This is a genomic window from Rhodococcus spelaei, from assembly GCF_006704125.1.
GTDB classification, from domain to species: Bacteria; Actinomycetota; Actinomycetes; order Mycobacteriales; family Mycobacteriaceae; genus Rhodococcus_G; species Rhodococcus_G spelaei.
Map to the genome: position 1 here is coordinate 213,467 of NZ_VIGH01000004.1, position 17,429 is coordinate 230,895.

Here is a 17,429-nt window from a genome sequence, read left to right on the forward strand (position 1 = left end):
CCGCAGACTCTGGAGGAATGATGGCTGGCGGCACCAAGCGGCTCCCTCGCGCAGTGCGCGAGCAGCAGATGCTCGACGCCGCGGTCGAGGTGTTCTCCGCGAACGGCTTCCACGACACCTCGATGGACGCGATCGCCGCCGCTGCCGAGATCTCCAAGCCGATGCTCTACCTCTACTACGGCTCCAAGGACGAACTGTTCGCCGCGTGCATCGCCCGCGAGGGACTGCGTTTCGTCGAGGCCATCACCCCGGCCGCCGACCCGCACCTGACGCCGCGCGAGCAGTTGCGCGCCGCGCTCGTCGGGTTCCTCGGGTTCGTCGACGAGAACCGGCCGTCGTGGATGGTGCTCTACCGGCAGTCGATGTCCCAGCAGGCGTTCGCGTCGCAGGTGCAGGGCAGCCGGCAGCGGCTGATCGAGCTGACCGCCAAACTGCTCGAGTCCAGCACCAAGGACCCGGAGCCGGGTACCGATTTCGGCATCATGGCCGTCGCACTGGTCGGCGCGGGCGAGGCGGTCGCGGACCGCGTCGCGGGTGGCGAGATCGCCGTCGACGCCGCCGCAGACCTGCTCGAGAGCCTCGCCTGGCGCGGCCTCGCAGGCAAGAAGAAGTAGTAGCGCGCCGCCCCGGGTGATGGGAACCTTCGCCCGGTCTGACCGGTAGAAGGTTCCCATCACCCAGCCCGTGGGCGGCCGAGTCGTCTACCGCAGGGTCGCGGTCAGGTGCGGGTACCCCTTCTTCGGGTTGCGCATGGCCAGGTCCCAGCCCGACCCCCCGACACCCGAGGCACTGTCGCCGGTGACCTCGTCGGCGTAGACGTTCACCGTTGCCGGCAGCACCACCGGCTTGCCGAACTTGACGCGGTAGGTGACCGAGTCGGCGACCCGACCTTCCACCGCGCCGAGCACGGCGGCTGCGCTCCACATGCCGTGTGCGATGGTCCGCGGGAACCCGAATGCCTTGGCGCCCAACGACGACACGTGAATCGGGTTGCGGTCACCGGAGACGGCCGCGTACTTGCTGATGGTCTTCTGGTCCACCCGCAGGGTGCGCATGGGCTGCGGAGGCGTCTCCTCGGTGCGGGGCGCCTTCTCCTCCCTCGGCGCCCCGGTGGGGTGCATCTTCAGGAAGCTGCTGACCTGACGCCAGACCAGTTCGCGGCCGACGTTGATCTCACTGACCAGGTCCACCTGGGTGCCCTTCGGGTGCGCGCGCAGGTTCTCCGCGTGCACCTTCAGGTCCAGCGGCTCGCTCGCCGAGATCGGTCGCAGCTGCTCGATCACGTTGTCGGTGTGCACGGAACCGATTGCCGGGAAGGGGAACTCGGCCGAGACCATCAGCTTCATCACGGTCGGGAACACCAGCGTGAACGGGTAGGTGATCGGCAGGGTGTCGCCGAACCTCAGCCCGCACACTCGCGTGTACGCAGCCAGGTTGTCGGTGTCGACCCGCAGTCCCTTCAGTGCGAGGGTCTGCTCGGGCAGGCTGCGCCGACCGCCCGACTTCCCGACCACCGGCAGCGAGCCGAGAGCGGCGCGCGCGTAGATGTCGAGGGTGCTCGGCTGCCGGTCGAGTTCGATCACGCGGCCCGCCATCAGGCACCCAGCAGCGACTGGCCGCACACCCGGACGATCTGACCGGTGACGGCGTTGGAGGCGGGGCTCGCGAAGTACGCGACCAGCTCTGCGACGTCGACGGTCTGACCGCCCTGCAGCAGCGACGACATCCGGCGTCCGGCCTCGCGGGTCGCGAACGGGATCGCGGCGGTCATCGCGGTCTCGATGAAGCCGGGTGCGACGGCGTTGATGGTGATCTGCTTCTCCGCCAACACCGGAGCGGTGGCCTGCACCAGGCCGATGACGCCGGCCTTCGAGGTGCCGTAGTTGGTCTGGCCGCGGTTGCCCGCGATGCCGGCGATCGAGGACACGTCGACCACCCGGCCACCCTCCTTGAGCGCGCCCTTGGCGACGAGGTGGTCCGTGATCTTCTGCGGCGCAAGCAGGTTGACGCCGATCACCATGTTCCAGCGGGCCTCGTCCATGTTCGCCAGCGTCTTGTCGCGGGTGATGCCGGCGTTGTGCACGATGATGTCCGCGCCGCCGTGCCGTTCGAGCAGGTGCGCGGCCAGCTTCTCCGCGGCGTCCTCGGCGGTGACGTCGAGCGCGAGCGCGGTGCCGCCGACCTTGTTCGCGGTGTCCGACAGCTCGGCGCCGGCGGCCGGGATGTCCGCGCACACGACGTGCGCGCCGTCGCGGGAGAGCACCTCGGCGATGGTCGCGCCGATGCCCCGGGCGGCGCCGGTGACGACGGCGACCTTGCCCTCGAGCGGCTTGTCCCAGGAGGCGGGGGCGACGGAATCGGCGGCGCCGACCCGGATCACCTGACCGCTGACGAACGCCGACTTCGCCGAGAGCAGGAAGCGCAGGGTGGACTCGACGCCGGACAGTCCGGTCGCGGCCTTCGGGGAGACGTAGACCAGCTGGGCGGTCGCGCCGCGCTTGACCTCCTTGCCGACGCTGCGGGTGAATCCCTCGAGCGCGCGCTGGGCGATCTGCTCGTCGACGCCGGACGTCTCCTCGGGGGTGGTGCCGAGGACCACGACGCGGGCGCTGGGTGCGAGGTTGCGGATGACCGGCTGGAAGAACTCGAACAGCCCGACCAGCTCGGTGACCTGGGAGATGCCGGTGGCGTCGAACACGAGTGCGCCGTAGCGGTCGTCGTGCGGCTGCGCGGTGACGTAGTCCGAGAGCAGCGCGCGCAGCGGCTCGACCAGGCGGCCGGCGCCGCCGATGACGATGGGACCGGCCAACGGCGGTTCGCCGGCCTTGTAGCGCCGCAGGTGCTCAGGCTGCGGCAGTCCGGCCTGCTTGGCGATGAATGCGCCCGGCGCGGACGAGAGGAAACTGGAGTAGAGGTCGGGAGCGCCCTTGCTGGCTGCCACGGTCCACCTTCTTTGTCGCGAAATCGGGCACCCGCTGTCCGGGTGCGGTGTCGACATTGAACTTACTCTGCAGTAAGTTTGATGTCGAGGCAGGATCCCAATGCATCGAGATCCCACATACATGGAGACCGACGTGACCCCCAGAGCCCGAAACAGCAAGCCGGCCGCAGCCCCCAAGGCCGGTGGCAGGCAACTTCGCCCCGTCGCCATCCTCGGCGGCAACCGCATCCCCTTCGCGCGCTCGGACAAGGCGTACGCGCAGGCGTCCAACCAGGACATGTTCACCGCCACCCTGGACGGCCTGGTGAGCCGGTTCAACCTGCAGGGCGAGCGGCTCGGCATGGTCGCCGGCGGTGCGGTGCTCAAGCACAGCCGCGACTTCAACCTCATCCGCGAGTCGGTCCTCGGCAGCGCGCTCAGCCCGTACACCCCGGCGTTCGACCTGCAGCAGGCCTGCGGCACCGGCCTGCAGTCGATCGTCGCGGTCGCCGACGCCATCGCCGCCGGACGCATCGAGTCGGGCATCGGCGGCGGCACCGACACCACCTCCGACGCTCCCATCGGCGTCAACGACGAGCTGCGCGAGTTCCTGCTCTCGGTCAACCGCGCCAAGACCACCGCCGACCGGGTCAAGCTGCTCGGCCACGTCCGCCCCTCGATGGTCGGTCTGGAGATCCCGCGCAACGGCGAGCCCCGCACCGGACTGTCGATGGGCGACCACGCCGCGATCACCGCCAAGGAGTTCGGCATCCGGCGCGAGGACCAGGACGAGCTGGCCGCCGCGAGCCACAAGAACATGGCAGCCGCCTACGACCGCGGTTTCTTCGACGACCTGATCACCCCGTTCCTCGGCCTGACCCGCGACGACAACCTGCGGCCCGGCTCGACCGTGGAGAAGCTGGCCACCCTCAAGCCGGTGTTCGGCACCAGGCTCGGCGACGCGACGATGACGGCCGGCAACTCCACCCCGCTCACCGACGGCGCCTCCGTCGCGCTGCTGTCGACCGACGAGTGGGCCGCCGAGCGCAACCTGCCGGTGCTGGCGCACCTGGTCGACTCCGAGACCGCCGCCGTCGACTACGTGCACGGCGACGACGGCCTGCTGATGGCCCCGACCTACGCCATCCCGCGGCTGCTGGCCCGAAACGGCCTGACCCTGCAGGACTTCGACTACTACGAGATCCACGAGGCGTTCGCCTCCGTCGTGCTCGCGACGCTGCAGGCCTTCGAGTCGGACGAGTACTGCAAGGAGCGGCTCGGCCTCGACGGCGCGCTCGGCTCCATCGACCGCAGCAAGCTCAACGTCAACGGATCCTCGCTGGCGGCCGGGCACCCGTTCGCCGCGACCGGCGGCCGGATCGTCGCGTCGCTGGCGAAGATGTTGGCGGAGAAGGGATCCGGTCGCGGCCTGATCTCGATCTGCGCGGCGGGCGGCCAGGGCGTCACCGCGATCATCGAGCGGTAGCCGGCCACTTCGACGCACGACCTTCGGCGCACGGTCTCGGATCACACTGATCCGAGACCGTGCGTTTCTTCTCGTCGTGTACGAGGATGCGAGCCATGACTGTTCGCACCGTTGCGCTCGCCGAGGGCCTCGACGTCAGTGCCCAGGGGTACGGGGCCATGTCGGTCGCCCCGGTCTACGGGCCGGTCGACCCGGCGCAGGCCCTCGCCACCCTGCATCACGCGATCGACATCGGCGTCACCTTTCTCGACACCGCCAACGTGTACGGGGACGGTGCCAGTGAGAAGGCTGTCGGCGAGGTGCTGCGCACCCGGCGTGGCGAGGTGCAGTTGGCCACCAAATTCGGTCTCGTCGGCCCCATCGCGAACGGACAGCGGGGCATCGACGGACGGCCCGAGCATGTCGCCGGGTACCTGGAGGCATCGCTGAGCCGCCTCGGCGTCGACAGCGTCGACCTCTACTACCTGCACCGGGTCGATCCGCACGTGCCGATCGAGGAGACGGTCGGTGCGATGGCGGCGCTCGTGACCGCCGGAAAGGTCCGGCACCTCGGCCTGTCCGAGGCCACCGGCGACGAACTGCGGCGCGCCCACGCGGTCCATCCCATCGCTGCGATCCAGAGTGAGTGGAGTGTGTGGAGCCGCGACGTCGAGCGCAGCGTCGTCCCGACCGCCGCCGAACTCGGTGTCGGTTTCGTTCCGTACTCGCCGGTCGGTCGAGGGTTCCTGACCGGCACCTACGACCCGTCCGCACTCGGCGAGTCCGACCTGCGGCGCAGGTTCCCCCGCTTCGACGCCGAGGCCCAGCCCGGCAACGCGAAGGTGCTCGAGGTGATCGAGCAGGTCGCCCACGAATCCGATGCGACGGCGGCGCAGGTCGTGCTGGCCTGGCTCTACGCCAAGGGGCGCGAGTTCGGGTTGCCGGTCGTGCCCATCCCGGGGACCCGGGTCGCCGCCCGGGTCGAGGAGAACGCCGGAGCGGTGATGTTCGACCTCACCGCCGACCGGGTCGCCCGGCTCGACGAACTGGCCGCGATCACCGTCGGGGCGCGTTCGGCTGATCCGACATGGGTGTCCGTCGGGCGGGAGTAACCAGGACGCCCCGAGAGTTCGATCGAACACCCTCGCGCCACCCGGTCTCGGGAAGGTCACGGAGAGAGCTTTTCGTGCGCCTGTCTGGCAACGCGGAGGTCACGAACCTCCAGCGATCCGGTGTGGCGTGTGACACGAACAGGTCCCCGCGCCGGTCCGTTCCGCGGCGACGACGCCGGGCGCCCGTTCGGTCGGGCAACGGTGCGGGAAACCCGCACGCGGGTCGCGCGGAGGGGCGGGCCAGGCCGTCGTTGCTGAGCGCCGCTGGACCCGAATTATGTTGCATTGCAGTGTCATCAGTCGAACTGTCGGTTTATCGCCGTGACGGCAGCAGGGTGGATCCCGGTTCCCGTGCCGCTGCCGTCGAGTGGCCCCGTTCGGTGGGGGTGGAGGCGGCGAATTGTCGTCGAATGTGACCTGCGTTATTCGTACGCTGTCAACGTGACGCTGGTCTCGATACCTTGAAACCCGGTCTACCTGCGGCGTTACCTGGTTGTGACCTTATTGCTGCGTGACGGTGATCAGACGGAGGCCACAACGTCCTCCGGTGACGCCCGCGGCACCGTTCGGAGGCCGAGCCGCTCTCGGCCGAATCCTGGAGCACAACCCATGTCAGTTTCACATGCGCTGTCTGTTTCACATTCGCGCCACTTCCGTGCGGCGGTCGCCGCTGCGGCCCTGATCGCCACCGCCGGCACCGTTGCCGGCGTCGCCGGGGCGGCCAACGCCAAGGCCGACACCGTCAGCTCGCCGCAGGCCCGCTTCCACGCAGCCAGCGACCTGTTCGCGACCCTTCAGTTCCCCGCACGCCCCGCGGTGGAGCCGGCAGGCTCCCCGCAGGCAGCCGCGCCGGCCCCGGCGGAGCCTGCGCCACCGGCCCCGGCCCCGGCCGAGGTCACCCCTGACGAGCTGGCACGCATCGTGCCGCGCATGCCCACAGAGAAGGTGGCGGAGTACGTCGCGCCGCTGAACGAGGCGATGGCACGCGGCGGTATCGACACTCCCGTCCGTCAGGCAGCGTTCATCGCGCAGCTCGCCGTCGAATCCGACTCGTTCCGCACGTTCCAGGAGTATGCGTCCGGAAGTGACTACGAGGGCCGAGCAGACCTCGGCAACACCCAGGCAGGCGACGGCGAGCGCTACAAGGGGCGCGGCGCCATCCAGATCACCGGTCGCCACAACTACGAGAGTGTGAGCCAGTACACCGGCATCGACTTCGTCGCCCATCCCGAGCTGCTGGAGGCGCCGGAGAACGCGTTCACCACAGCGGCCTGGTACTGGACGTCCCGCAACCTCAATCAGGTCGCGGATTCCGCGGGAATCGTCCGGGTGTCCGAGGTCGTCAACGGTGGTCACAACGCCCTCGCCCAGCGGGTGGCGGACTTCCAGCGCGGTCTGGACGTGCTGATCCACCCGTAGTGGCCGCTGCAGATACGGCAGTCGGCGCCGGTAGCGCCAGTTCTCGACGAGGACTCATCGGCTGCCGCGTCCCCCGCATCGAGGGAGGGTCATGTTTCGGCAGGTAGGAACGGTTTCTTGGGACCGCTCACAATCCGAGCGAAGAATCTTTGGAATTTGTGTAACGCCCCCGCAAGGCGGTGCGATAGTCAGGTTGTCCCGTGCAGCAGCCAGACCCCCGACCCGGTTGCTGTGCGGGACATCCTTGTTTCACGTGGATTCCGGACTCGGACCGGTCGTGACAACGACGAGCGTGGCGGATGAATGATTGTCATCTCCTCCATCGGTATTCGGGTGGGCGCTGGTCGATTTGTCCGGGCTAGGCTGGTTCGGTCGGCGGGCAAGCGGCCCAGCTCGACGAATACGATCGGGAGGGCCTTGATGACCGGCGGTATCGGCAGGCATTCGGGCGGCGAGACGCCGCCGCGGAGCCCCGACGACGGGCACGAGCCCAGGCATGCGGACGGCCCGAACAACGAGGGGCCCGCTCAGTCCCAACTCCCCGCGGACGCCCCCACTGTGCGCATCCATCGACCGGCTCCGGCGGCCGGAACTGCTTCACCCGCAGCGGATTCCGGCGCAACACCGGACGTGGACACACAGGCGACGGGAGCTCCGGCCGCGGAGGCGGCGACTGTTGCGCAGCCGGTCGCCGGGCTCACGTCCGCGCCCGCCGGGCCGCCGCCCCCGCAGCCACCGACAGAACCCCCGCAGCCGCCGGCCGAACCCCCGCAGCCGCCGGCCGAACCCCCGCAGCCGCAGGCCGAACCCCCGCAGCCGCCGGCCGGGCCCGAGGCGTCACAATCCGGACCGGCAGGCCGCTCGCGGCGATTCAAGGTCGGCGTCGGCGTCGCTGCGGTACTCGCGGCGGGCGCAGTCGTCTATGCGGTGGACTACGCCATGTCGGCGGATCGGGTGCCGCGCGGCGTCACCGTTGCGGGCGTGGACGTCGGTGGCAAGACACGTAGCGAGGCGGAAACCGTACTGCGCGCGCAGATCGGCCCGCGGGCGCAGCAACCGGTGCAGGTGCAGGCCGGCGACGTGCAGGCCCAGTTGGTACCGGAGGCCGCCGGTCTCGGCGTGGACTGGCCCGCGACCCTCGATCGCGCCGGCAACCAACCGCGCAGCCCGTTGACCCGGTTCACCTCCCTGTTCTCCCATCGCGAAGTCGGGGTGAGCGCCACCCGCGACGACGCGAAGCTGGCGGCAGCGGTGAACGAACTGCGTGCGCAGACCGACCGCGGCCCGCTCGAGGGTGCGGTGGTGTTCGAGGGCGCGAACCCCGTCGGTGTGCCCCCGCGCGACGGCCAGACCCTCGACGGTCCCGGCGCCGAGGCGGCGCTCGCCGACGGCTGGGCCGATCGGGACGGTGTGCGGGTGCCGGTGCAGGTCACGCGGGTGTCGGTCACGCAGGACGCCGTGGACAGTGCACTGCGGGACGTCGCTGCCCCGGCTGTCGCCGCCGACCTCGTGGTCACCGGCAGGGACGGCAAGAGCGCGGTGCTCGGCCGAGACCAGGTCGGCGCTGTGCTGACGTTCGCGCCGGACGATCGCGGCGGGCTCACCCCGCGGTACAACGTGGATGCCGCGGCCGGGCTGCTCGGCCCGCAGCTCGCCTCCACCGAGGTGCAGCCGAAGGACGCCTCGTTCTCCCTCGCGGGCGGCACCCCGACCGTCGTGCCGGCGGTGGCCGGCGAGGCGATCGACTGGCACAAGACGCTCGATCCACTGCCGACCCTGCTCACCGGCCAGGCGCCGCGGACCACCGCGGCGATCTACCAGCCGAAGCCGCCCGCCCTGACCACCGAGGCAGCGCAGAAGTTGGGCATTCGGGAAGTCATCGGCGAATTCACCAGCGGCGGTTTCGAGTACGCGTCCGGGGTGAACATCAGACTGGCGGCCAAGGAGATCGACGGTGCGCTGGTGAAGCCGGGAGACACCTTCTCGCTCAACGGGTACACCGGCCCGCGCGGCTCGGCGCAGGGCTATGTGGAGTCGGGGATCATCAACAACGGTCGACCGGACAAGGCAGTCGGCGGCGGCATCAGCCAGCTGGCGACGACGCTGTACAACGCCGCGTACTTCGCGGGCATGGAGGACGCTGGTCACACCGAGCACAGCTACTACATCTCGCGGTACCCCGCGGCCCGCGAGGCCACGGTGTTCGAGGGCGCGATCGACCTGCAGTTCAAGAACGCCTCACCGACCGGCGTCCTGATCGAGACGATCGGCACGGGATCGGATGTGACGGTGCGGCTCTGGGGCACCAGGACGGTGGATGTGCAGTCGATCACTGGCGACCGCTCCAAGTACACCTCCCCGAACACTGTGACCCTGCCGAAGGGCCCGGGATGCGTGGCATCCGGCGGCGCCCAGGGCTTCACCACCAGCGACACCCGGGTGATCACCGATCACGCGTCGGGCAAGGAGATCTCGCGGCACACCCGGACCGTCAAGTACGACCCGGTGCCGATCGTCAAGTGCGAGTGAGGCATCCGGCCGTCGGCGGAGTTCGAGCATGGTGAGCAGTCGACGGTAGGTGTCCGCCTCACATCGGGTGAAGCTCACTCCGAGTGGGTGATGCGTCCGATCGGCGGGCGCTCGCCGCCGAGCAGTCGGCGGTGCGCGTCGTCCAGCTGGCGCTCGGCGCGCGCGTCGACCCACCGCTGCCCGCCGGGCAGTCGGGCGATGCCACGGTGCTTGACCGTGTTCGCGACGGCGCGCCACACCGGATACCACGGCGGCCGCATCGGCACGCGGAGCGCGAGCACCCCGGCGGGTCCGAGCAGTGTGGTGGCGAGACTCAATCCGCGTTCGTAATCGTAGGTCCGACGGATCCGCTGGAAGTTCTTGTGGCGGATCAGTTTCGGTGAGTCGATCAGCGACTTCGCCAGGGCGAGGCTGTTGGCGTCCGCCGCAGGTGACGCCGTCCCGATGTGATAGATCATCCGCCGCCCGGCGGCCTCGGTGAACGGCAGCCAGTGCTCGTCCACGCCCATCAGCCAGCCGACGTAGCACCACAGGTGCATGGCGGCGTCGGCGTCCCGCTTCGAGTAGGGGATGCCGAGCACCCGGGTGTGGATCAGGAAGGTGGTCGAGAACAGCCCCAGGGTGCCCGCCTGGTCGAACTGGTTGATCGGCAGGCCGAGCCGGTCGCTGCGCCAGGTGGGGTCGTGTTCGTGCTGGTAGTTGAGGAAGGCGTGCATGGCGCGCACGTGCACGGTGAGCTTCCAGCCCTCGCCGTCCCGATCGAGCCCGCCAGGCGCGGTGACTGCCCGCCACCACACGCTGGTCTCGGACACCCGCCGCAGAGTCTGCTCGCCGGTGAGCTTGCCCGACGCCATCAGGACCGGCAGCGGCCCCGAGTTGTTGTAGCCGCCGAGCAGTGAGCCGTAGCCGAGGACCAGCGACGCGTCGAGTCCCGCGCGCCGCAGCACCCGCGCCCCGTGCGCCAGCTTCTGCTCGTCCACCCAGTCCGGGGTCCGGGCCAGGAGTCCGAAGAACTCCCGCAGCGGTTCCGGGGCATCGGGGATCGACTCGATGCCGCGTTCGAGGGCCTCGCGGAACATCGGCATGGACACGACGTGGTCCTCGCGCACCGCTCGGACGAGGGCGTCGCCCGGTTCGTCGCGTTCCAGCAGTGCTCGGCCCAGTCGGTCCCGCTCCTCGTACGTGGGATCCGGCGCCGCGCCGAGGAACAGTCGCAGGGGCGCCGCGACTCGTCCCGCGGAGATCGGATCGCGCATGAACCGTTCCGGGACCGCCGCGGGCGGTGCCGACGTGGCCGGGGCCGCCGATCGAGGCTTGCTCACAGGGCTAAACATGCAGGATGACAACGGGCGTTGTCAATGCCTGCGCCGGTGGTGCGGATGCGGCGTGCCCGCCCTCCGTATCCGCACCACTGCGGCGGGGCCACATCTACGATTGATTCACGTCGAATCGAGGAGGCAGCGATGCCGCGATACCTGTGGCAGGTCACGTACTCGTCCGAGGGTGCGAAGGGTTTGTTGACGGAAGGCGGCTCATCCCGTCGCGATGCGATTACGCAGATGGTCGAAAGTGTCGGCGGCACAGTCGAATCCTGCTACTTCGCGCTCGGCGGGCATGACCTGGTCGTGATCGGGCAGGTGCCGGACGAGGTGGCGGCGGCGACGCTCGGTATCCGAACCGCCGCTGCGGGTGCCGCGAGATCCGAGTCGGTGGTTTTGTTGACGCCGGAACAGGTGGACGACGCGGTGCGGCGCGAGGCCGAGTATCGAGTGCCCGGTCGCTGACTCGGCGATTGGCCAGGCTTCTGAGGTCACGGGACGTCGCCGTCCTCGGGAGCCTCGTGGTCGGCGTCGGGGCGCGTTATGCACTCGCGGTGTCGTCGTAGGTCCGCGTCCCGGCGTGCGCGGGCGCGTTGGAGTGCCTGGGCGAGGAGGTCGTCCAGATGGTGGCGGTGATTGATGCGCGGTTGTCGGTCGGGGTCGATGTGGGCGGGTGCGATCCACTCGGTGCGCCCGGGATGTTCGGATTCCGGTGGCGCGGTGCGGGTTCTCCACCCCGCGGGGCCGTCCTTGACGAGGGCGTGGCATGCGTCGCATGCGAGGTCTTCGTTGGTGATGTCGGTGCCGGCGCCGTGGTTCCACTCTCGGATGTGATGCACGGCGGTCATGGTGGCGGGCGCGTCGCAGCCGGGGCGGGTGCAGCCGCGGGAGGATGCGATCAACGCCAACCTCTGGTCGGCGGTGGCGAGGCGTTTCGAGCGGCCCAGGTGCAGCGGGCGCCCGTGGTGGTCGAACAGACACAGCACCGGGTGTGCGTGTTCGGCCATCCGCAACGCGTCCCGGATGGGCACGATCCCACCGCCGGCGGTCGTCGCCACCCCGGACGCGTCTTCGAGTTGCTGCAGCGTCATGGTGATGATCGCGGTGACCGGCAGTCCGCGGTGACTACCCAGCACCCCCGACCCGAGCAGGTGTCGCAGGCCGGTCTTGAGGGCGTCGTGACCTCGTTGTCCGGCGGTGCGGGTGTCGCGGGCCGCGGCCTTCACGAGGGCATCGTGGTCGAGGTTCGGGGATTCGGCGTCGCCGGCGGGCGAGTCGGGGTCGTCGGGGTTGTTCATGCCGGGCCGGGCGAGTTTCGCGAGCAGCGGTTCGAGCAGCGCCCTGGTTTCGGGGTCGACCAGCCCGGAGATCGGGGTCATGAGGTCGGCATCCTGTTTGCCCATGCGGAAGCAGCGTTGGCGGGCGCGGTCCGTGTCATCGGTGAGGCTGCCGTCCGGATTGAGGTACCCGAGCAGCTGCTGGCCCGCGTCGGCGACCGCCCTCGGGGTCGAGGACCGGGCCAACTCGGCTGGGGGTCCCTCCCTGCACGAAGTGCTTGGGGGCGGATCTGTTCGGCCACCTCCACGGCGGCGGGGTCGACGGCGCGGGGGGTTTTGCCGAGCACGCCGCGGATCTCGTGGACGTGGTCGGGGCCGATGGCGCCGTCGCGTTGGGCGGTGGCGGTGGCGGGTAGGTCGGGGGGTAGTTGTTCGCCGGTGGGGTTGTGCCAGGTGCCGACCTTCTTCGCCGCCGCGACCCGGCGGGCCGCGTCGCCGGAGGAGATCCGCAGGGTGGCGATGAGGAAGGTGCTGATCGAGGAGCAGTCGAGGCTCCCTGGCAATGACCGCTCAACCGCTTCCACCACCAGTCGGGTTCCGACCGCCGCCGCCTTGCGCAGCGAGGCCTCCAGGCGCTGGAGCGTCTCGACGACTTCGGCATCCGTCAGCCCGGACAACTCATCGGTGAGCAGGCCGTCGACGGCGGCGGAGAGGGCGGTCAGGTGTGTTGCCACCTGCCCGACCTCTCCGACCCCTGCTATCGAATGCATGTTCGAAACACTAGCGCGACCCACCGACAAGAATTCGTGGAATGTCACCCTGACCTTCCGCCGACTCTGATCGGCTGCGTTCCGCCATGTCGAGATGCACGAAAGATTGACGGGAACGCCGGACTACTTTGACGAAGCTCGGGTGTGGCGGCCGTGACAGGTCAGATTGGAGTGCGCCGCGGACTGCGGTGTTCGGCAAAGACGGTATTGCTGATTGGAAACCTGTTGGCTGCAGGTCAAGGTGACGGGCGGCTTACCTGATCGAATTGGACCAGTTGTCACATTTCCGTCGTGGGCGGTGTCTTTACGGTGTGTGATCGAGGTCGACGACGGACCATCCGAGGGCTCTGCGTCGTCTGAAGTTCCGAAAAGCTCGGCCATAGAAGGACTTTGCATTCCCTAACCCGAATGACAGGACTGAACATGGACACGACATCGGCAGGAGAATCATGGTGAGGGCACTGATCGTGTGCACGTCCGTCTCGCACGGCAACACCCGAAAGATCGCGGACGTCATGGGCGCGGTGCTGTCTGCGTCCGTCATGGCTCCCGAGGAGGTCGATCCGACTGAGTTGCAGGGCTACGACCTGGTGGGATTGGGTTCCGGGATCTTTCAGATGTCGTTCCACCCACAGCTACGAGAATTCGTCCGGGCACTCCCACCGCAGCCTGCAACCGCGGCGTTCCTCTTCTCCACCAGCGGCTTTTCCGAACCTCCGTTCCGGCGCTACAGCCGCTCCCTCGAACGGCAACTCGAGCAGAAGGGGCTCAAGGTGCTCGATACGTTCTCCTGCCGGGCGTTCGACACCTACAAGCCGTTCAAGCTCGTCGGCGGCATCAGAAAGGGACGGCCGGATATCGACGATCTGCAGGCAGCGCATACATTCGCCGAGCACCTCCGTATGCAGACCATCCCCGCGTCCTGAGCGGTCCGACGCCGATGGCCAGATCACGATCAGAACGGCGCTGCCGCGCACCGAACTGGTCGGTGCGCGGCAGCGCCGTCGTGTATCCGGGTTTTGCTACCCGAAGCGTCTAGAACGCCGCTTCGTCGAGCTCCATGATGTCGTTGTCGACGTTCGCGATGATGGCGCGGTTCGCGGTGAGCTCCGGCAGCACGTTCTTCGCGAAGAAGGACGCGGTCGCGACCTTGCCCTCGTAGAACGCCTTGTCCTTGTCGCCGGCACCGGCGTCGAGCGCCTTGATTGCGATCTCGGCCTGCTCGAGCAGACGCCAGCCGATCAGCAGGTCGCCGACGGACATCAGGAAGCGGACCGAGCCGAGGCCGACCTTGTACAGCTCGGTGGGCTGCTCCTGGGCGCCCATCAGGAAGCCGGTCAGCGTCGCGGCCATCGTCTGGACGTCCTCGAGAGCGGTGGCCAGCAGCGCACGCTCGCTCTTGAGGCGGTTGTCCGCGCTGTCGCTGTCGATGAACTTCTTGACCTGGCCGGCGACGTGGGCCAGGGCGACGCCGCGGTCGCGGGCAATCTTCCGGAAGAAGAAGTCCTGCGCCTGGATCGCGGTGGTGCCCTCGTACAGCGAGTCGATCTTGGCGTCGCGGATGTACTGCTCGATCGGGTAGTCCTGCAGGAAGCCGGAACCGCCGAGGGTCTGCAGGGACTCGGTCAGGTACTGGTACGCCCGCTCGGAGCCGACACCCTTGACGATCGGGAGCAACAGGTCGTTGACGCGGAACGCGAGGTCCTTGTCGGCGCCGGAGACGGCCAGCGCGGCGGCCTCGTCCTGGTGCGCGGCGGTGTACAGGTACACCGAACGCAGGCCCTCCGCGTACGCCTTCTGCATCGCGAGGCTGCGTCGGACGTCCGGGTGGTGGGTGATGGTGACGCGCGGCGCGGCCTTGTCGGTCATCTGGGTCAGGTCGGCACCCTGGACGCGCTGCTTGGCGTAGTCCAGTGCGTTGAGGTAGCCGGTGGAGAGGGTGGAGATGGCCTTGGTGCCGACCATCATGCGGGCGTGCTCGATGACGTCGAACATCTGCGCGATGCCGTTGTGCACCTCGCCGACCAGCCAGCCCTTGGCGGGGATGCCGTGGCCGCCGAAGGTGAGCTCACAGGTGGCGGAGGCCTTGAGGCCCATCTTGTGCTCGACGCCGGTGACGAAGACGCCGTTGCGCTCGCCCATCTCGTTCTTCTCGAAATCGAAGTGCGTGTTCGGCACGAAGAACAGGCTCAGGCCCTTGGTGCCCGGTCCGGCGCCCTCGGGGCGTGCCAGGACCAGGTGGAAGGTGTTTTCGAACATGTCATCGGAGACGGCGGAGGTGATGAAGCGCTTCACGCCCTCGATGTGCCAGGAGCCGTCGTCCTGCTTGATCGCCTTGGTGCGGCCGGCGCCGACGTCGGAACCGGCATCCGGCTCGGTGAGCACCATGGTGGCGGCCCAGCCGCGCTCGACGCAGGTCTCGGCCCACTTCTTCTGCTCGTCGGTGCCGTTCTCGAACAGCACGCCCGCGAAGGACGGGCCTGCGGCGTACATGAAGGCGGCGGGCTGCGCGCCGAGCAGCATCTCGGCGATGGCCCAGACCACGGCGCGGGGCGCGGGAACGCCGCCGATCTCCTCCTGCAGGCCCATGCGGTACCACTCGCCGTCCCACATGGCCTTGAAGGAGGCCTTGAAGCCCTCCGGAATCGCCAGGGTGTGGGTCTCGGGATCGAAGACGGGCGGGTTGCGGTCCGTGTCGGCGAAGGCCTCGCCCAGCGGACCCTCGGCCAGCTTGGCGACCTCGGCCAGCATGGTGCGGATCGTGTCGGCGTCCAGGTCTCCCCAGGCGCCCGCACTCAGGGGCTTCTCCAGGTCGAGTACCTCGAACAGGTTGAACTCCAGGTCACGGACGTTGCTCTTGTAATGGCCCATGTCTTCTAACTCTCCCGGTGAGATGGTGCGGTCTAGCCCCTGGTCAGTACCGCCCAAGTGGCTACTCGTCGGTAACTTAGCCGATGTTACTCGTGATTCAGTTAGCTGCCAACAGAAGTGCGAAATCCGACGACCAGGTTGTCGACAGCCGGGCCCTGCTCGGTCTCGCGTACGCGACGCACCGCGACGGTGATCGTCAGTAAGTCGCCCAGCGCTGCCTCCAATTCTATTGCAGTGCTGTGAGATTCGTCGTCGAGGCGGTCCGGGTCCGGATGCTGGTCCAGGATCAGCAGGATGCCTCCCGGCCGCAGGGCGGCGACCGCTCTGCGCAACACCGCGGCCCGCTCGTCAGGGCAAAGGTGCAGGTAAACGGCCAGGGCTAGGTCATAGTCGGTCCCGAATTCGAGATTCGTCACATTTCCGAGGGCCCAGTCGATCCGGCCGCGGACCGAACGGGGCAGTGGCGCTGCGCTGCGCTGCGCCTTGTTCAGTGCGACTGCCGAGAAGTCCACTGCGGTGACCTGCCAGCCGCGGGTGGCCAGCCACAGCGCATTGCGGCCCTCCCCGCACCCCAGGTCGAGAGCGCGGCCTGCCGGAACCGAGGTGACCTGCTCCACCACGGTCGCGCTCGCGGCCGATCCCCACAACAGTTCATCGCCCGCGTACCGGGTGTCCCAGTCGTGTGAATCCATGAGGGGCACGGTATCGGCTGGTCGCGGGGAACGTGGTTCGCGAGCGTGATCGTGTGAAGTCAGCCCTGCTCGAGGAAGGCGTCGATCAGCACGAGCTCGTCCTCGTCGAGCGGGCGGGACAGGTGCGAGAGGTTGCGTTCCACCTGGCGTGGGCTGGACGAGCCGATCAGCACGGACGTCACCTGTGGTTTTGCGTCGAGCCACGCCACGGCGAGCTCGGACAGTGGGCGGTCGAGCTCGCTCGCCAGGCCGAGCAGCTCCTCTACCCGGGTCAGCGCCGCGTCCGTCGCGCCGGCCGCGAAGTACTCGGACTTGTCGAACCGGGAGCCCTTCGGGAAATCCATGTTCTTGCGGTACTTGCCGGTGAGCAGTCCGGCCGCCAGCGGGTAGTAGGGGATCACGCCGAGGCGGTGTTCTTCGCACGCCGGCACGAGGTCCGCCTCGACCGCGCGCTCGAGCAGATTCCACTCGATCTGGGCTGCGGTGAATCGCGCGAGTCCGCGCTCGCGCGCAGTGCCGTCGGCCTGGCTGATCTGCTGGGCCGAACTGTTCGAGCACGCTATGTGACGGACCTTGCCGGCCTGCACGAGCGCGTCGAGCGCTTCGAGGGTGTCCTCGATCGGCACCTCCGGGTCTGGGGTGTGCTGGTAGTAGAGGTCGATGTGGTCGATGCCGAGCCGCCGCAGACTGGCCTCGCATGCGCGCCGGACGTATGCGGGGGACGAGCCGCGGTCCTCCGTGTCCATCGGTGCGCCGAACTTGGTCGCGACGACGGCGAGGTCCCGGCGTCCGGCCAGCGCCGCGCCGAGGATCTTCTCGGACTCTCCGGCGGAGTAGACGTCGGCGGTGTCGAAGAACGTGATGCCGTGCTCGAACGCCGCATCGACGACCTCGCGCGAGGCGGCGGTGTCGAGGCGGGATCCGAAGTTGTTGCAGCCCAGGGACACGGTCGAGACGACCAGATCGGTTCCGGGCAAGGGCGCGTAGTGCATGGTGGACGAACTCCTGACGTTGGCACGTGTACGGGGCCGGGGTGCGACCCGGATCCGGACAGT

15 protein-coding genes are annotated in these 17,429 nt (G+C 68.8%); 7 read left to right on the plus strand and 8 right to left on the minus strand.

Translation table 11 applies throughout. The features are described 5' to 3' along the window. Positions 1–20 precede the first annotated feature (20 nt). Positions 21–614, plus strand: a complete 594-nt coding sequence (locus FK531_RS10390; protein ID WP_142098851.1) for a TetR/AcrR family transcriptional regulator — start codon at positions 21–23, stop codon at positions 612–614. 87 nt (positions 615–701) lie between these two features. Here the strand turns inward: FK531_RS10390 and FK531_RS10395 are convergent, their stop codons facing one another. Beyond that, positions 702–1,595, minus strand: a complete 894-nt coding sequence (locus tag FK531_RS10395) for a MaoC/PaaZ C-terminal domain-containing protein (protein WP_142098853.1) — start codon at positions 1,593–1,595, stop codon at positions 702–704. Further along, positions 1,595–2,941 carry a 3-oxoacyl-ACP reductase gene (locus FK531_RS10400; protein WP_142098855.1) on the minus strand — a complete coding sequence of 449 codons (1,347 nt, stop codon included), beginning with the start codon at positions 2,939–2,941 and terminating at the stop codon, positions 1,595–1,597. Before FK531_RS10400 ends, FK531_RS10395 begins: the two co-directional genes overlap by 1 nt. A gap of 133 nt (positions 2,942–3,074) precedes the next feature. Here FK531_RS10400 and FK531_RS10405 point away from each other — a divergent pair, with 133 nt between their 5' ends. The 4 genes from FK531_RS10405 to FK531_RS10420 all read left to right on the plus strand — a co-directional run bounded on the left by FK531_RS10405 (position 3,075) and on the right by FK531_RS10420 (position 9,445). Continuing rightward, entirely contained in the window at positions 3,075–4,406 is a 1,332-nt protein-coding gene (locus tag FK531_RS10405; RefSeq protein WP_142098858.1) for an acetyl-CoA C-acetyltransferase, read from the plus strand. A gap of 95 nt (positions 4,407–4,501) precedes the next feature. Then, positions 4,502–5,497: an aldo/keto reductase gene (locus FK531_RS10410; protein ID WP_142098861.1), complete on the plus strand. Its 996-nt coding sequence runs from the start codon at positions 4,502–4,504 to the stop codon at positions 5,495–5,497. A 609-nt stretch (positions 5,498–6,106) separates the two neighbouring features. Next, positions 6,107–6,916, plus strand: coding sequence for a glycoside hydrolase family 19 protein (locus FK531_RS10415; protein WP_142098864.1), 810 nt, complete (start codon positions 6,107–6,109; stop codon positions 6,914–6,916). A 420-nt stretch (positions 6,917–7,336) separates the two neighbouring features. Further along, positions 7,337–9,445, plus strand: coding sequence for a VanW family protein (locus tag FK531_RS10420; RefSeq protein WP_142098867.1), 2,109 nt, complete (start codon positions 7,337–7,339; stop codon positions 9,443–9,445). A 74-nt stretch (positions 9,446–9,519) separates the two neighbouring features. On the opposite strand, the gene FK531_RS10425 is transcribed toward FK531_RS10420, so the two are convergent. Next, entirely contained in the window at positions 9,520–10,767 is a 1,248-nt protein-coding gene (locus tag FK531_RS10425; protein WP_246098089.1) for an oxygenase MpaB family protein, read from the minus strand. A 141-nt stretch (positions 10,768–10,908) separates the two neighbouring features. Between FK531_RS10425 and FK531_RS10430 the strand changes: the two genes are divergently transcribed. Then, on the plus strand, positions 10,909–11,229 hold the full coding sequence (locus tag FK531_RS10430; protein WP_142098870.1) for a GYD domain-containing protein: 321 nt from the start codon (positions 10,909–10,911) through the stop codon (positions 11,227–11,229). Between the two features lie 26 nt (positions 11,230–11,255). On the opposite strand, the gene FK531_RS22805 is transcribed toward FK531_RS10430, so the two are convergent. After that, positions 11,256–12,239, minus strand: a complete 984-nt coding sequence (locus tag FK531_RS22805) for an HNH endonuclease signature motif containing protein (protein WP_253037033.1) — start codon at positions 12,237–12,239, stop codon at positions 11,256–11,258. Next, positions 12,140–12,811 carry a DUF222 domain-containing protein gene (locus tag FK531_RS22810; RefSeq protein WP_253037032.1) on the minus strand — a complete coding sequence of 224 codons (672 nt, stop codon included), beginning with the start codon at positions 12,809–12,811 and terminating at the stop codon, positions 12,140–12,142. The genes FK531_RS22805 and FK531_RS22810 overlap by 100 nt, the downstream gene beginning before the upstream one ends. A gap of 449 nt (positions 12,812–13,260) precedes the next feature. Between FK531_RS22810 and FK531_RS10440 the strand changes: the two genes are divergently transcribed. Then, positions 13,261–13,737, plus strand: a complete 477-nt coding sequence (locus tag FK531_RS10440; protein ID WP_142098873.1) for a flavodoxin family protein — start codon at positions 13,261–13,263, stop codon at positions 13,735–13,737. Between the two features lie 109 nt (positions 13,738–13,846). Here the strand turns inward: FK531_RS10440 and FK531_RS10445 are convergent, their stop codons facing one another. The 3 genes from FK531_RS10445 to FK531_RS10455 all read right to left on the minus strand — a co-directional run bounded on the left by FK531_RS10445 (position 13,847) and on the right by FK531_RS10455 (position 17,366). After that, positions 13,847–15,682, minus strand: a complete 1,836-nt coding sequence (locus FK531_RS10445; RefSeq protein WP_142098876.1) for an acyl-CoA dehydrogenase — start codon at positions 15,680–15,682, stop codon at positions 13,847–13,849. A 101-nt stretch (positions 15,683–15,783) separates the two neighbouring features. Continuing rightward, on the minus strand, positions 15,784–16,374 hold the full coding sequence (locus tag FK531_RS10450) for a methyltransferase domain-containing protein (protein ID WP_142098879.1): 591 nt from the start codon (positions 16,372–16,374) through the stop codon (positions 15,784–15,786). A gap of 59 nt (positions 16,375–16,433) precedes the next feature. Continuing rightward, a complete protein-coding gene (locus FK531_RS10455; RefSeq protein ID WP_142098882.1) occupies positions 16,434–17,366 on the minus strand; it encodes an aldo/keto reductase in 933 nt (310 codons plus the stop codon). Positions 17,367–17,429: the final 63 nt, after the last annotated feature.

Coding starts and splice junctions, on each gene's coding strand:
- FK531_RS10390 (WP_142098851.1), top strand. CDS start 21: ATGGCTGGCGGCACCAAGCGGCTCCCTCGCGCAGTGCGCGAGCAGCAG.
- FK531_RS10395 (WP_142098853.1), bottom strand. CDS start 1,595: ATGGCGGGCCGCGTGATCGAACTCGACCGGCAGCCGAGCACCCTCGAC.
- FK531_RS10410 (WP_142098861.1), top strand. CDS start 4,502: ATGACTGTTCGCACCGTTGCGCTCGCCGAGGGCCTCGACGTCAGTGCC.
- FK531_RS10415 (WP_142098864.1), top strand. CDS start 6,107: ATGTCAGTTTCACATGCGCTGTCTGTTTCACATTCGCGCCACTTCCGT.
- FK531_RS10420 (WP_142098867.1), top strand. CDS start 7,337: ATGACCGGCGGTATCGGCAGGCATTCGGGCGGCGAGACGCCGCCGCGG.
- FK531_RS10430 (WP_142098870.1), top strand. CDS start 10,909: ATGCCGCGATACCTGTGGCAGGTCACGTACTCGTCCGAGGGTGCGAAG.
- FK531_RS22810 (WP_253037032.1), bottom strand. CDS start 12,811: ATGCATTCGATAGCAGGGGTCGGAGAGGTCGGGCAGGTGGCAACACAC.
- FK531_RS10440 (WP_142098873.1), top strand. CDS start 13,261: ATGGTGAGGGCACTGATCGTGTGCACGTCCGTCTCGCACGGCAACACC.
- FK531_RS10445 (WP_142098876.1), bottom strand. CDS start 15,682: ATGGGCCATTACAAGAGCAACGTCCGTGACCTGGAGTTCAACCTGTTC.
- FK531_RS10450 (WP_142098879.1), bottom strand. CDS start 16,374: ATGGATTCACACGACTGGGACACCCGGTACGCGGGCGATGAACTGTTG.
- FK531_RS10455 (WP_142098882.1), bottom strand. CDS start 17,366: ATGCACTACGCGCCCTTGCCCGGAACCGATCTGGTCGTCTCGACCGTG.